The sequence below is a fragment of the Brucella sp. H1_1004 genome (genome assembly GCF_047308065.1).
GTDB lineage: Bacteria > Pseudomonadota > Alphaproteobacteria > Rhizobiales > Rhizobiaceae > Brucella > Brucella pseudogrignonensis_B.
The window spans coordinates 1986663-2001064 of sequence record NZ_JAYKZA010000002.1; the positions used below are offsets into that span (position 1 = coordinate 1986663).

Consider the following 14402-nt stretch of genomic DNA (forward strand, 5'->3'; position numbering starts at 1 on the left):
CACGCGCTACATGCAATTACACGAATCAATCATATCCAGCAGCAGCGGTGGCGATTTCTGACTCTGCTGGCGCAAATTCCTGTTTAAAATCGGGCTTAACCCCCAAAAAAGTTGCTGAGCGACGAATAATATCAGCAACCATCGGTGCAGCATTCAAACCAGCGGTCGCGCTGTACTTGCCTTCTTCGGGCTTTGGTTCGTCAATAATGGTCAAAACCACATAAGTGGGATCATCCATCGGGAACGACGCAAGGAAGGCATTAAAGCGCACATCTTTCGAATAGCGGCCATGAACGACCTTTTCCGCCGTGCCGGTCTTTCCACCAACACGGTAGCCCTGAACCGTTGCGCGCTTACCTGAACCTCCCGGCGCAGTTGCGTTGAGGCGATAGAGATAGCGCATGTCAGCAGAGACTTGCGGATGAATCACCTGCTGTGCGACCTGATCGGCCTGAGCCTGTGTACGCGCAAGGAAAGTTGGCTCGATAAGCTTACCGCCATTCATAAGCGCCGCCGCACCAACCGCCGTCTGCAATGGCGTGGTCATCATGCCGTGACCAAACGAAATGGTCATCGAATGAACCTTCTTCCAAACGCGCGGCTCAACAGGACGCGCAACTTCTGGAAGCTCGGTCTGCATACGATCCAGAAGACCAAGCTTTTTCAAAAACGCACGGTGGCCTTCAATGCCAACGACATTCGCTTCGTGACCCGAACCAATATTGGATGAGAAGATGAAAACTTCTGGCAGCGTCAACACACGGCCCTTGCCGTGGAAGTCGCGGATGGTCTGACGACCAATAACCAGCGGACGCGAGGCATCAATTTTCGAGTTTAGCGTAAACTTGCCAGAGTCGAGCGCCATAGCCGTGGTGAAGCTCTTGATCGTAGAGCCCATTTCATAGGTACCAGCCGACATACGGTTAAGGCGATCCTTATCCAGTGCATGCACTGGATTGTTCGGATCAAAATCCGGCACCGAAGCCATGGCGATCACTTCACCGGTCTTCACGTTCAGCACCACAGCACCCGCTGCAATTGCGCGATAACGTTCAACCGCCTTTACCAGCACATCACGCATGATATGCTGCACGCGAATATCAATCGAAAGCTTGACCGGTTCCAACGACTGTGCAGTGGCCATGCCTGCTGCACGAAGATCGCTCAGCCCCTGACTGTCAATATATTTCTCCATACCCGCAATGCCCTGATTGTCGACATTGACGAGGCCAAGAATATGCGACGCGGTCGGACCACCGGGATAGAAACGGCGCTTTTCGGTACGAAATCCGATACCCGGCACACCGAGAGCCATGATCTGGCTCTGCTGACGCGGCGTCAAACCGCGTTTTACCCAGACAAAGCCTGCACCGCTCTTCAGGCGGCGATACGTGGCTTCCCAATCGAGATCGGGAATGACGGTTGAAAGAAGCTCGATGGTTTCATCTGGATCAACGATCTTGCGCGGTTCTGCAAAAAGCGACGCAGTCTTGATATCAGTTGCCAGAATTTCGCCGTTGCGGTCCAGAATATCGGGGCGCGACGCCAGCTGATGCACAGCAGGACCGTTGGAGTCATCGTCTTCGCCACCAATCACACCGAAATAGATGAGCTTTCCGCCGATAACGCCGTAGATACCGACGAAACAGGCAATGGCCATCCACAAACGATTGCGCGCACGATTGCCATGTTTTTTGCGGGAACCTACAAACGCCATATTGCCAGCCAGCTTTTCATTGCCAGCCGGCATGGTGCCGTCATCAATGGTATTTTTGTTCTTCTTGGAAAATCCGAGCTTCAGCCGCATGATCAGTGCCTCGCTCCATTCTTCTTAACGCTTCCGGTGGTGGTTGCGTCTGGTTCCAGAACGCCGCTTGCGACCAGTTCGTCGCTGCCGGAAATCAATTTCTGAATATCATCGAGCTGACGCTCAGGAATATCTTCGACACCCATGGCCAGCTGCTGCGCTTCAATTGGCTCAAGCTTCAGCTCTTCAGAATAAACACCCACCAAGCTCTGCAAACGTCCCGGCTGGTTCATCAATGCCCAGTCTGCGCGCAGAAGCGTGATCGTGTCTTTCTCAGAATTGATCTGACGTTGGAGTTTAGCAATAACCGAAATCTGCCTCTCCGCATCATATTTGATGGTATAGGTGATCGTTGCTGCCAACAGCATCGCCGCAATCATGATGAGTTCAAAAGTACGCAGCACTCGTTCAACTCCGGGCCAGTTCATGCGTTTCAGGCAGTTTAGGCAACCCGAAAAGCGTCAAATCATCTTCAAGAGGCGGATTTTCAGTTCTCACACCTGCACGCAGTTTTGCAGAGCGCGAGCGAGGATTGCGCTCTTCTTCTTCAGCTGTTGGGCCAACAGCGCCCTTCACCGCAGGCGTAAAGCTTGGCAACCGCACGTGCGTTGCAGGCAGATGCCGTGATCCTGCACTGCCGCCAGAACGATCCGCAAAGTAGCGCTTGACCATACGATCTTCGAGCGAATGGAAGGTCACAACAACAAGACGCCCGCCGGGCTTCAAAACGCGTTCGGCTGCAAGCAGCGCGCGCGCCAATTCGCCCAACTCATCATTCACATAGATACGTAGCGCCTGAAAAACGCGCGTCGCCGGATGAATTGGCACCTTTGGATTGCGTCCGACCAGCGCTTCAATCGCATTGGCGAGATCAAGGGTGCGTGTAAAAGGCTGTGCTTCACGGCGCTTTTCGATCATGCGTGCAATACGGCCAGCATGACGTTCTTCGCCCAAAAAATTAAAAATACGTGCAAGATCGCCCATCTTGAGACGGTTCACGACGTCGGCAGCACTTGGGCCCTTGCGCGACATGCGCATATCAAGCGGACCATCTTTCTGGAAAGAGAAGCCGCGCTCGGCTTCATCAATCTGCATTGAGGAAACACCAATATCGAGAACAACGCCATCGACCATGGCACCCGCTCCCAATACCTGTTCAACCGCTTGATCCAGCGCAGAAAACTGGCTCTCAACAAGATCGAGCCTGCCGTCAAACTCCTTCACCATAATCTGTCCTGCTGCAATCGCAGTTGGGTCACGATCAATGGCGATAACATTTGCGCTCTGCTCAAGAATGCAGCGCGTATAACCACCAGCACCAAAGGTGCCATCAACAATTACTTTGCCGGTTTCGGGTTTCAGAGCGTCAATCACTTCGGAGATAAGCACCGGAACGTGACGGACCTGAGCCCCTTCGGCTTGAGATTGGTCTCCGCCGAGGCTAGCCATCATCACGATCCTTTCCCGGGATCACGTCCCGCTATCCAGTGTTTTACGCATCATTCCGGCCAATTTCAGACGGGTGTCGATTTGGCGGATTCGTTCAAACAGTTATCGGATATTAAGCTTAATGAACCGTTATCCTTTGGCCGCGACCTTCATAAATCCGTCTTGTGTGAAAAGTTTTCCCAGCAATAAATTGAGGCACTTTTGTTTGCTCTTATCCTCGCAGCATCAGAGCCGGTTTAGCCGACAATTCACTCATCCAATATCCAGCCTTCACAATCACATAGTTATGAAGAGCACTCTCCCCAACACCGTTGACGTAATCACCGCACAGGATTATTAAATGCAAATAATTTGCAATTGCATTTTGGAAGCTTAAAGCATGGCCCCACAGGATACGACGACGACCACGGCGAAAGATGTTAGTTTTGAAGGCTGGCGTCGTGATCGCGGCGAAGCTTCGATGTCAGATGTTCATCGCTCTATACGGGTCAGTCGCTCCGGTTCTAAACTCCGACGTGCCATGGCTTTCTTCGGCCCCGGCTATCTCGTTGCCGTTGGCTATATGGATCCCGGAAACTGGGCAACATCCCTCGCTGGCGGTTCGCGCTTTGGCTATATGCTGCTGTCGGTCGTGCTGCTTTCAAACCTCATGGCCGTACTTCTGCAAGCTTTATGCACCCGACTGGCAGTTGCGACAGGACGCGATCTTGCTCAAGCCTGCCGCGATGCCTATCCGCGTTTTCTTGCCTGGCCTTTATGGTTGCTGGCAGAACTTGCCATCTGTGCCACTGATCTCGCCGAGGTCATCGGCACGGCAATTGGTCTCAACCTGCTGTTTGGCATCCCGCTTGAAATCGGTGTCATCCTCACAGCCGCCGATGTGCTTTTGGTGCTCTATCTCCAAAACAAAGGCTTTCGTCGTGTTGAAGCGCTGATCATTGCGCTGCTGGCTGTCATTGCAATTTGCTTCCTGATCCAAATTTTGATGGCAGACCCAAATTGGGGTGATGTTATCCGTGGTTTTGCACCAACCACCGAAATCCTGCGCAATCCAGATATGCTTTATATTGCACTCGGCATCATTGGTGCGACGGTCATGCCGCATAATCTCTATCTGCATTCTGGCATCATCCAGACCCGTGACTATGGCCAAACAATACTCGAAAAGCGCGAGGCAATCCGCTATGCCACGCTTGATTCCACCATTGCGTTAACGTTTGCTCTGCTGGTCAATGCTTCCATTCTGATCCTCGCTGCCGCAAGTTTCCACGCAACCGGAAATACCGGCGTCGAAGACCTGGACAAGGCCCATGCCTTGCTCAATCCGCTGCTTGGTTCAGCGCTGGCACCAACACTCTTCGCAATTGCTTTGCTGTGTTGTGGCCTTAACTCGACCATCACTGCAACGATGGCAGGTCAAATCGTGATGGAAGGTTTCATCGATATCAAACTGAAGCCTTGGTTGCGTCGCGCTATCACACGCTTTGTCGCGATAGTTCCAGCCGCAATCGTTACAATCATGTATGGATCACAGGGAACCAGCGAGCTTCTCATCCTGTCGCAGGTTGTGCTCAGCCTACAATTGCCTTTCGCTGTCATTCCGCTTGTGATGTTTACAGCAGAAAAGAAAAAAATGGGCGCACTGGTGGCACCGCGCTGGGTAACAACTCTTGCGGCTATTACCGCCGCAATCATTGTCGTTTTGAACATGAAGCTTATTTATGACTTCTTCACAGGCGCACCCATTTGATCTGGCACAGTGGCTTTCCAACCCGGAAAGCCACTATTTTTTTATTTGACAGCTGAATTACCACCATCAGCATAAAGCGCTGAGCCGGAAACAAAGCTCGCCATTGGACCCGCAAGAAAGAGTGCCGCCTGAGCAATTTCTTCAGGCTTCGCAATCCGCTTCATTGCATGGAGGCTCGCCGCCCATTCTTTCTGCGCATCACTGCCTGCCATCGGCGTATCGACACCGCCCGGCAAAAGCGCGTTGGCTCTTATGCCTTGCGCGCCATAATCTGCCGTGATGCCCTTCACCAATCCTATCAACCCAGCCTTTGCAGCACCATAGAGTGACATTCCAGGAATTCCGACACTGGTGCCAACAAAGCTTGATGTAAAAATGATCGAACCGCCGCCGGACTTGAGCATGGATGGTATCTGCGATTTCGCTCCGAGAAATGCCGATGTCAAATTTCCGGCAATCACCTTGTTCCAATCATCAAGGCTTGTTTCTGCAAAAGGCCCGATAGGACCGACAGTGCCAGCATTATTAAAAGCAATATCAAGACGACCGAACTCACTTTGCGCAACGCCTATGAGTTTCTCATGCGTTTCAGCTCGTGAAGCATCACCAGCCACATAATATGCTTCACCGCCAAGCTCTTTGATAGCTTGGGCTACTGACACCAACCCCGCCTCATTGCGGGCATTTAGAACGATAGTTGCACCCTGCGCGGCAAAAAGCATTGCCGTAGCGCGCCCTATACCCGACGACGCACCGATAATAATTGCGACTTTATCTTTTAAGATCGACATGGAAACCTCCTTTATTAGGAAGCTCCGCAATAGATAGGCAACGTGAACACAACTATCCGTTTCCTGCGATCAAAGACATATGAGAAAGAATAAAGTGTCAGTCGGTCTATAAGCCGGGTTTTGTATGGCCGGACTTTCGTCCAACGTGGCAGCCATTCATCTGGGACGGATGTCGCCACCCGCCTCTTGCAACCCACCCGGACGACTGATCCGGAAACTGATTGCCGGTCCTTACGAACCGGCGCGCCGTCCCTATTCGGTTTTGCTCCCAATGGGGTTTACCGTGCCGCCTGTGTTACCACCGGCGCGGTGGGCTCTTACCCCACCCTTTCACCCTTACCCCGTCATCCCTGCCGCTCAAACAAGCGGTACGGAAGACGGGGCGGTTTACTTTCTGTGGCACTATCCCTGGGGTCGCCCCCGCCGGGCGTTACCCGGCATCGTATTTCCATGGAGCCCGGACTTTCCTCACCTGCCGTCTTTCGACATATGACAAGCGCGGCTGCCCGACCGACTGACGGCGCGTATATAGCATGATCGGACAAAGTGGGAACCGTGTTTCGCAAAAATCTCCACACAACAAAAAAGCCGGCAGCAAAACCACTACCGGCTTTTCGTTCACATCATCGGCCTGAAACTCTACGCGACCGACAACATAAATTCAGATGTTACAGACCAGCCATATAGGACTTAACTGAGCTGCAATATTTTGCAGAGGTTGGGTTCATACGCTTTGCGCCATGACCGGCATTATACTTAAGGATCGTGCCGCAAGTGCTGCCGCCGCCAAGCTTCTGAGCCATTGCAAGATACTTCATGCCAAACTGTATGTTGGTTGAAGGCTCGTAGAGACCCTTTGCAGAACCCGTGTATCCGAGACCACGCGCCGTCGAGAGCTTGATCTGCATCAGACCAATTTCACCAGCCTTGCCGCGAACATTTGGCTGGAAGTTGCTCTCGTGACGAACAACGGCATGCGCCAGCGACGATGGCACACCATAGGTTGATGCATAGCGATTGATGATCTGCGAATAAGCCTTGCCGCTAACCTTTGCGGACTTTGGTGCATCAGAACGTGCCTTGGAACGCTTTGCACTTTTTGCAGCGGGTGCAGCACGCTTGGTGATCACAGAAGCCTTTTTCGCGGCCTGCTTTGTTTCTGACCGTGCGGAACGCGAAGCCTTTTCTGACTTGTTGGCTTCAACAGCCTTGTTTTGAGCGCGGGCTTTCAGAAGATCTGCGAGATTGGTTGGCTCGTTTACCGGCGCACTGATCGCAGAATTTAGACCAAAAGAACTCATGGCGCCAATGAGGGCGCAAACAACTACAAATTTTGACTTCATAACCTACCGTCTTGGATCGTATTTATGGGCTTTGCTGGTCTTGGGGGCAGCATTGCCGTTTTATTTTTGATCCCGCTCAACAAGCATTTCACACGCTCATCACCGCCGGGAATGGCAGATCATGTGCTGGGGAAATGCAGCCGAAGATTGGTGGGGGAAGTAAAATAGTCTTACAGGTTGTAATAAACACTGTCACATTTCGTGATGCACGCATCAGGGAAAAAAGATCAATAATCAGCACGACTTCCGGTCTAATTTAATGAAATTACTACAGAAATATGAATCCTGCGTCCCAGAGCATGTTAAAAAATGGCGATACTCACGCAGTAACATTTTGCAGCGAAAAAATAAGCCTGTAGAGGGTATCTATAGTAGATACGTCGGCTACACCGTCCACATTTTGTGTCCGAAAATGCCGCTGAAAGGCCTTAATCACGATCTCAGTGGCCTCATCGAACACGCCATTGATCTCGATTTTGTATCCGTAAAGCGCAAGCATCGATTGCAAAGCCTCAACGGGTTGCCCGTGTTCGCCGCGCGCGAGAAAGCGTCCACCGCGGATCGGCGTTGGCTCGATGTAATGACCAATACCTGCTTCATGCAGTTGCTTCCATGGGAAGTTATGCCCCGGATCAGTCTTACGCTCTGGTGCTATGTCTGAATGCGCAAGCACGTTTTCGGGGCGGATTCCGTAGCGTGAGCAAATACTGCGGCACAGTTCGATAACCGACGCGACTTGCTGCTCAGCGAATGGCGGATAGTTTTCAAGAACGCCCGGATTGACGATCTCAATGCCGATGGAAGCCGAATTAATATCAGTTTCGCCTTTCCAGAAGCTGTTTCCTGCATGCCATGCACGCGCCTTTTCAGACACCATCTGCACAACGCGTCCATCTTCATGAACCAGATAATGTGCTGAAACTTCCCGCTCAGGAGACTTGAGAACCTCAAGTGCCTCCTCTGCTGTCGGCAGCCCCGTATAATGCAGGATCAGATAAGTCGGCGTCTTACCATCTTTGCGAAGCCCGAAGTTCGGCGAGGCATCAATAGTAGCGGTCGGATAATCCGGCTTTTCCAATGCAAGCGCTGGTAAGTCATCTGACGGCTTGATATCTGAACCACTCATGCGGCCTCCAGTTGCTTCACGACACTGGCCCAAGCACTGTTGATGGCAGCGAGGCGCGCATTTGCAATATTGATGAATTCGAGCGGAAGGCCTTCTGCAAAAAGCCTATCTGGATGATGTTCCTTAACCAGCGCGCGATATTTTTTGCGCGCTTCTTCAAAAGAAACACCACGATCCAAACCGAGAATGGCAAAGGGGTCGCCCTCGCCGCGACTGACATGCCGGAAAGCGATGCGGTCAAAGCCTTGTTCGTCATAACCAAAAATTTCGGCAACGTTCGAAAGAAACGCCATTTCCTTTTCATGCACATAGCCGTCAGCGGTCGCTATATGAAACAGTCCGTCGAGAATATCTTCGAGTAGATGACAATTCTCATCGCCTTCGCGACAAAGCCCCGCAAGCTGACGCGCATAGCTCTCGTAACCAGCGACGTCCTGCTGCGCGAGGTTATAAAGGCGCACCACATGCGCATGTTCTTCTTCGGGTACGGAGAAAATCCGCTGGAACGCGCGAAACTCATCCTGCGTCACGACACCATCAGCCTTAGCCATCTTGGCCGACAGTGCAATCATGGCGATGGAAAAAGCAACGCGTCTGCGCGTGTCTGCATCGCCTTCGAAAACTGTTCGCACAGCTTCAATCACGCTGGAAATAGCGCTGAGCGTTATAGAGGTGAAAAAATCACCGATTTGAACCCAGATCGACATGAATCGTTTCTATAGAATTCCGCAAAGGCTGGAAACAACAACTCGCGACAATCGACGAAAAAACAATAATTTAGCAATAAACAAAATAGTTATTGGGGCTGACGTTCTGAAAAAGAACGCTGCGCGGAACTCGCAGCGGCTTCACCGGCGGCCTGCGCCTGTTGCTCGGATTGTCCGACTGCTTTGGCTGCGGCTTCCGCGTTGCTGCGCGCACGCTCAATGGCTACAGCCTGTTGTTCGGGTGTCATAACACCGGAATTATCTTCCAGCGCCTTTATAAGATTAGGGCCTTCCTGCGCTTGCTGAACAGGTGCAGATGTCGATTGTTCCGACTGTGTCGGCGCGGCTGCCTGTTCCTCTGCACCTTTGCCACAGGCAGCAAGCGCAACAAGAACAATAGCAGAAATGAAAAACAAGAAATTACGGCTCATGACAAAAGACATAACCGAAGTCAGACGGCGTTTGAACACTGAAAACGCGCTCACCTCATCTTTGTTTTCAACAATCGCAGAATTTGTCACTCGTTCCGTTCCCTTCGAGGCAAATAGCGGCCCGAAAACGGACCGCTATCTGAATTCTGTGAATACCGTGGGCATTCACGTGACTATCACTGCAAGCTAGTTTGCAGGCGGAGTTCCGGTTGTACCTGGCGTTGAAGGCGTCGGTGTTGCTGGCTCAGGGGTAGCCGGAGTCGTTGTCGTGTTATTAGCCGGCGCTGCCGGTGCAGCTGGCGCTTCAGGCGCCGGCGCTGCCGGAGCGTTACTGGAATCTTTTGAATTGTCGCTACAAGCTGCAAGACTCAAAAACGATACGGCAGCAACTGAAGTGATCAAAAACTTCTTCACGGTGGCTCTCCTTACCCTAAGTTGAAGCGTTGCGGGGATATAGCCAACGCTCTCTGGTTTTTTGTGACTGACCCCTTAATGGCCAATCACCTTCATAAGACATTCGTCACATTACGCTTTTGTCCCCAGCGCTATTTCCAAGCGATGTTTTGACGATGCCAACATCTCAGGACGAAACGGCGAGCATGCGAAAAGGTTCTCTCAATTAGTTTTACGAGCGGTAACAAACCGCCATATTAACAAAGGACTAACCATAATTTTCGGCGTCACGCGCCTGTTACCCGATGATGTTTAACTCTGCCAAACACGTCTGGCTTCGCCAGTGATTTGGCACCGCAGGAACCGGGAACATGGCATGAAAACGCAGAGTACGAACGACACGATCCTCAAGCGTGCAGTCACTCAAAACAACGCGCTCTCAAAAGACGGTGCTTCGGAAAGACTGTTTGCCTGGCTGTTTAAAGGGCTGGTTTATCCGCAGATATGGGAAGACCCGGAAGTCGATATGGCAGCACTTTCCATAGAACCGGGGCATCGCATCGTGACTATCGCGTCAGGCGGCTGCAACGCACTTTCCTATCTGACGGCCGATCCAGCTTCCGTCGAAGCGGTTGACCTGAACAGCGCCCACGTCGCGTTTAATCGCCTGAAACTCGCCGCACTCAAGCACTTGCCGGACTACGCAACATTCTACCGCTTCTATGGAAAAGCCGATGACAAAGCCAATCTTGCAGCCTATCAGCGCTTCATCCAACCGCATCTTGATAACGAAAGCCGAGCCTACTGGGAAAAGCGCATCTCGATTTTCTCACGCGATCTCTACCGCCATGGCCTGCTTGGCGTTTTCATTGGTATGGGCCATCGCGTTGCCCGTCTTTATGGCATTGACCCGCGCGACATTCTCAAAGCACGCACCATGGAAGAACAGCGCACGTTCTTTGATACTGCCCTAGCACCCTTGTTTGAAAAACGCATGGTGCGCTGGGCCACAGCGCGCAAATCATCACTGTTTGGCCTTGGCATTCCGCCACAGCAATATGATGCCTTGGCAACAGCCGGAAATGGCGACATGGCCCTCGTTCTCCGTGCACGGCTTGAAAAGCTTGCCTGCGCCTTCCCTCTCAGCGAAAACTATTTCGCATGGCAGGCGTTTGGACGCGGCTATAGCAATAACGACGAGACCGGCCCTTTGCCGCCTTATCTCTCTCGCCTAAACTTCGACACTGTACGCACGCGCGGTGATCGCATGAGCGTGCGCAATGCCAATTATACGGAATTTCTCGCCAAGAAGCCTGCTTCGTCGGTGGATCGCTATATCTTACTTGACGCGCAAGACTGGATGAACGACGCACAACTCAACGCACTCTGGAGCGAAATCACGCGCACGGCAGCACCCGGTGCCCGCGTTATCTTCCGCACAGCAGCCGAGCCAAGCTTGCTGCCGGGACGTGTAGATGTCTCAATACTCGACCATTGGAATTATTGTGCAGAACAATCTCGTGCTTTGCATAACCGCGACCGCTCTTCCATCTATGGCGGCTTTCACCTTTATGTTCTGAAAGACGCATAATATGAGCGCCCATCAAAAACAGAGCAGCGGCATAGACCACGCGAGCCTGATGGACCGCGTCTATCGCCACCAACGATACTTCTACGACGCGACGCGCAAATATTATCTTCTCGGTCGCGATACAATGATTGCGGGCCTCAACGTTCCTCAAGGCGGCAGCGTATTGGAAATAGGCTGCGGTACGGGACGTAATCTGGTAAAAACCGCGAAGACCTACCCCACCGCAAAACTCTACGGCATCGATATTTCAGCCGAGATGCTCGATACCGCTCAAGCAGCTGCAAAGAGAGCCGGAATTGCGGAACGCATAGAACTAGAACGTGCTGATGCAACACATTTCAATCCAGTCAAACTTTTCAATGTAGACAGTTTCGACCGTATCTTCATTTCCTATGCGGTTTCGATGATCCCGCAATGGCAATCGGCTATTGCTGAAAGCATCCAGCACTTAAAGCCCGGCGGAGAAATGCATATTGTCGATTTTGGCGATCAGCAACACCTACCAAGCTTTTTCAAAAATGCCCTTTTCACATGGCTTAACTGGTTCCATGTGACTCCACGCGAAAACCTCTTTGCTGTGTCAGAGCAGCTTGCAAAAGAACAAGGCGCTCATTTGCAGAAAAAAGTCCTGTACCGCGACTTTGCATGGATCGCTATTATCCGCAAAACGCCCTAAACCTGCGACACAATATATATCGAGCAAAGTTTTGCCCGCCGACTGATGACGTCAGCATCGGGATCGCGTAACCCTAATCAAGACTGATTCGCGACACCGGGACTATCGTATGAACGCTACCGCCAGCCGCTGCTTTCTTGCCCTCGGGGCGTTTCTTCTGTCCGCTTGTACGACAGTCGATTACGACTTCGCCGACGTTAAAAAATCCGGCAATTCGATGCAGCAAATGGCACGACCATCCGGCACGATTAACGCGCCGCGTTTTGGTGATCGCAAACCGTTTGAATGGACTGGCCGCACACCGTGGCATTATCCAATCCATGGCACCGATGTTTCCAAATATCAGGTCGATGTCGACTGGAACGCAGTCCGGCGCAGCGGTATTTCCTTCGCCTTCATCAAAGCAACAGAAGGCGGCGACCGCTTCGACGATCGCTTCACTGAACACTGGAACGGCGCAAAACAAGCTGGCATTCCGCGCAGCGCCTATCACTTCTATTATTTCTGCCGCCCTGCAATAGAACAAGCGCGCTGGTATATCCAGAATGTGCCTCGCGATCCGAACGCTTTGCCGCCCGTACTCGACATGGAATGGAATGCACATTCGCCCTCGTGCAAACTGAGGCCGAATGAAGTCGTCGTGCGCAAAGAAATGAAGATTTTTCTTGATGCCGTTGAAAAGCATTATGGCAAACGCCCAATCATTTACACGACTGTCGACTTCTTCGATGAGAATAACCTCAACCAGTTGAGCGGCTATCCGTTCTGGCTGCGCTCCACTGCCGGTCATCCGACGGAGAAATACGGCCCCCATCCGTGGACATTCTGGCAATATACTGGCACCGGTACCATTCCCGGCATCAAAGGTGATGCAGACATCAATGTCTTTGCAGGCAGCGCGGCAGCATGGAAAAAGTGGCTCGAAAGCAACAAGGTCCGTTAACTCAACGATAAACGGAAGCTCACACTAAGTTTCGCTTCATTTCCATGACGTGATGAGGCAATAGGTTGAAAAACAAATGGGGACGTTATTTCCCTCTTTAATTGTGAGTTCTCTCGATGAAACTTATCGCTTCAGTGATGGCTGCCGCTTTACTGGCATCAACTGCAATTTCCCCTGCTCTCGCTTCTCCGGCCCCGTCTGCCGCAACAGACACGGCTAATCAGCCAAAGCCAGAATGCGAAATCGACTTTGGTCAGTGGATGGACAATCTGACCAAAGAAGCACGCGAAGCAGGTGTCGGCGAAAAGGGTATTGCTGAACTGCACAAGGCGACGCTCGAGCAGAAAGTTCTTGATCGCGACCGCAAGCAGACGGTTTTCAACCTCACCTTCACCGATTTTTCCAAGCGCCTGATTTCCGAAGCGCGCCTGAAGAATGGCCAGAACAATCTCGCCAAACATGCTGATGTCTTCAAGAAGGTCGAAGAAGCCTATGGCGTACCCGGCCCGGTTCTCGCAGCCTTCTGGGGACTGGAAACCGATTACGGCGCCATTCAGGGCGATTTCGATACGCTGAATGCACTGGTAACGCTCTCTTACGATTGCCGCCGTCCAGACTTGTTCCGCCCGCAATTGATCGCACTGCTTAAGCTTTTCGATACAGGCGTTGTTGATGCTGCCACAACCGGCGCTTGGGCTGGCGAAATCGGCATGATGCAGCTTCTGCCGAAGGATTATCTGGAACGCGGCGTTGACGGCGATGGCGACGGCAAGGTCGATCTGAAGAATAGCATTCCAGATGCGATGATGACCGCTGGCCGTATGATTTCCGAGCTCGGTTGGAAGCGCGGCGAGCCTTGGCTTGAAGAAGTGCGCATCACGCAGGATCTCCCTTGGGAAGAATCCATCCGCACCAATCGCAAGCCGCATTCGTGGTGGGCGCAACACGGTGTAACCGGCCTTAATGGTCCACTCGGCCCCGATGATGGCGATGCATCCCTGCTGCTGCCGTTGGGTCGCAAAGGTCCGGCATTCTTATCTTATGCAAATTTCGACATCTTCGTTGAATGGAACAAGTCGATTGTTTACGCAACGACAGCTGCCTATTTCGCGACCCGTCTTGCAGGTGCTCCAGCCTTTAATGCTGGCAATCCTGACCAAGGCCTGACACAGGAACAGATGAAAGAACTCCAGACCAAGTTGCAGGCGCGTGGCTACGACATGGGCAAGATCGACGGCGTCTTCGGCGTACTGACCCGCGATGCTGTTCGCACCGAACAATTGCGTTTAGGCATGCCTGCCGATTCCTGGCCAACACCGGAGCTGCTCGAAAAGCTCTGATATTGAAGAACTCGAAGGCGCGGACCACCTCCGCGCCTTTTTGCATTCCCCTTGC

14 protein-coding genes and 1 other RNA gene are annotated in these 14402 nt (G+C 52.2%); 6 read left to right on the top strand and 9 right to left on the bottom strand.

Going from position 1 to position 14402, the window contains the following annotated elements; all coding sequences use genetic code 11:
• Positions 1 to 25 precede the first annotated feature (25 nt).
• The 3 genes from U2P60_RS17005 to rsmH are packed head-to-tail and all read right to left on the bottom strand — an operon-like array spanning position 26 to position 3259.
• Positions 26 to 1807 carry a peptidoglycan D,D-transpeptidase FtsI family protein gene (locus U2P60_RS17005; RefSeq protein WP_413573451.1) on the bottom strand — a complete coding sequence of 594 codons (1782 nt, stop codon included), beginning with the start codon at positions 1805 to 1807 and terminating at the stop codon, positions 26 to 28.
• Positions 1808 to 1809: 2 nt separating this feature from the next.
• Entirely contained in the window at positions 1810 to 2211 is a 402-nt protein-coding gene (locus U2P60_RS17010) for a hypothetical protein (protein WP_413573452.1), read from the bottom strand.
• Positions 2212 to 2215: 4 nt separating this feature from the next.
• Positions 2216 to 3259 carry a 16S rRNA (cytosine(1402)-N(4))-methyltransferase RsmH gene (gene rsmH, locus U2P60_RS17015; protein ID WP_413573844.1) on the bottom strand — a complete coding sequence of 348 codons (1044 nt, stop codon included), beginning with the start codon at positions 3257 to 3259 and terminating at the stop codon, positions 2216 to 2218.
• Between the two features lie 457 nt (positions 3260 to 3716).
• Between rsmH and U2P60_RS17020 the strand changes: the two genes are divergently transcribed.
• Positions 3717 to 5006, top strand: a complete 1290-nt coding sequence (locus U2P60_RS17020; RefSeq protein ID WP_413573845.1) for an Nramp family divalent metal transporter — start codon at positions 3717 to 3719, stop codon at positions 5004 to 5006.
• A gap of 41 nt (positions 5007 to 5047) precedes the next feature.
• On the opposite strand, the gene U2P60_RS17025 is transcribed toward U2P60_RS17020, so the two are convergent.
• The 6 genes from U2P60_RS17025 to U2P60_RS17050 all read right to left on the bottom strand — a co-directional run bounded on the left by U2P60_RS17025 (position 5048) and on the right by U2P60_RS17050 (position 9416).
• Positions 5048 to 5797 (bottom strand): SDR family oxidoreductase, encoded by a 750-nt coding sequence (locus tag U2P60_RS17025; RefSeq protein ID WP_413573453.1) that lies wholly within the window; start codon positions 5795 to 5797, stop codon positions 5048 to 5050.
• Positions 5798 to 5890: 93 nt separating this feature from the next.
• An RNA gene (rnpB, locus tag U2P60_RS17030) (RNase P RNA component class A) lies at positions 5891 to 6315 on the bottom strand.
• A 150-nt stretch (positions 6316 to 6465) separates the two neighbouring features.
• Complete coding sequence (locus tag U2P60_RS17035; protein ID WP_413573454.1) at positions 6466 to 7140, bottom strand: lytic transglycosylase domain-containing protein; 675 nt, start codon at positions 7138 to 7140, stop codon at positions 6466 to 6468.
• Positions 7141 to 7459: 319 nt separating this feature from the next.
• Positions 7460 to 8266 (bottom strand): N-acetylmuramoyl-L-alanine amidase, encoded by an 807-nt coding sequence (locus U2P60_RS17040; protein WP_413573455.1) that lies wholly within the window; start codon positions 8264 to 8266, stop codon positions 7460 to 7462.
• The gene (locus tag U2P60_RS17045) at positions 8263 to 8973 is read right to left on the bottom strand and encodes a TerB family tellurite resistance protein (RefSeq protein WP_413573456.1); all 711 of its coding nucleotides are present in this window, start codon (positions 8971 to 8973) and stop codon (positions 8263 to 8265) included. Before U2P60_RS17045 ends, U2P60_RS17040 begins: the two co-directional genes overlap by 4 nt.
• 89 nt (positions 8974 to 9062) lie before the next feature.
• The gene (locus U2P60_RS17050) at positions 9063 to 9416 is read right to left on the bottom strand and encodes an antifreeze protein (protein WP_313828523.1); all 354 of its coding nucleotides are present in this window, start codon (positions 9414 to 9416) and stop codon (positions 9063 to 9065) included.
• A 256-nt stretch (positions 9417 to 9672) separates the two neighbouring features.
• On the opposite strand from U2P60_RS17050, the gene U2P60_RS17055 reads away from it, so the two are divergent.
• The 5 genes from U2P60_RS17055 to U2P60_RS17075 all read left to right on the top strand — a co-directional run bounded on the left by U2P60_RS17055 (position 9673) and on the right by U2P60_RS17075 (position 14347).
• Positions 9673 to 9843 carry a hypothetical protein gene (locus U2P60_RS17055; RefSeq protein WP_413573457.1) on the top strand — a complete coding sequence of 57 codons (171 nt, stop codon included), beginning with the start codon at positions 9673 to 9675 and terminating at the stop codon, positions 9841 to 9843.
• A gap of 330 nt (positions 9844 to 10173) precedes the next feature.
• Positions 10174 to 11388, top strand: a complete 1215-nt coding sequence (locus U2P60_RS17060; protein WP_413573458.1) for a DUF3419 family protein — start codon at positions 10174 to 10176, stop codon at positions 11386 to 11388.
• Position 11389: 1 nt separating this feature from the next.
• Complete coding sequence (locus tag U2P60_RS17065) at positions 11390 to 12064, top strand: class I SAM-dependent methyltransferase (protein ID WP_413573459.1); 675 nt, start codon at positions 11390 to 11392, stop codon at positions 12062 to 12064.
• A 109-nt stretch (positions 12065 to 12173) separates the two neighbouring features.
• Positions 12174 to 13007 (top strand): GH25 family lysozyme, encoded by an 834-nt coding sequence (locus U2P60_RS17070; RefSeq protein WP_413573460.1) that lies wholly within the window; start codon positions 12174 to 12176, stop codon positions 13005 to 13007.
• Between the two features lie 116 nt (positions 13008 to 13123).
• Positions 13124 to 14347, top strand: a complete 1224-nt coding sequence (locus tag U2P60_RS17075) for a lytic murein transglycosylase (RefSeq protein ID WP_413573461.1) — start codon at positions 13124 to 13126, stop codon at positions 14345 to 14347.
• Positions 14348 to 14402: the final 55 nt, after the last annotated feature.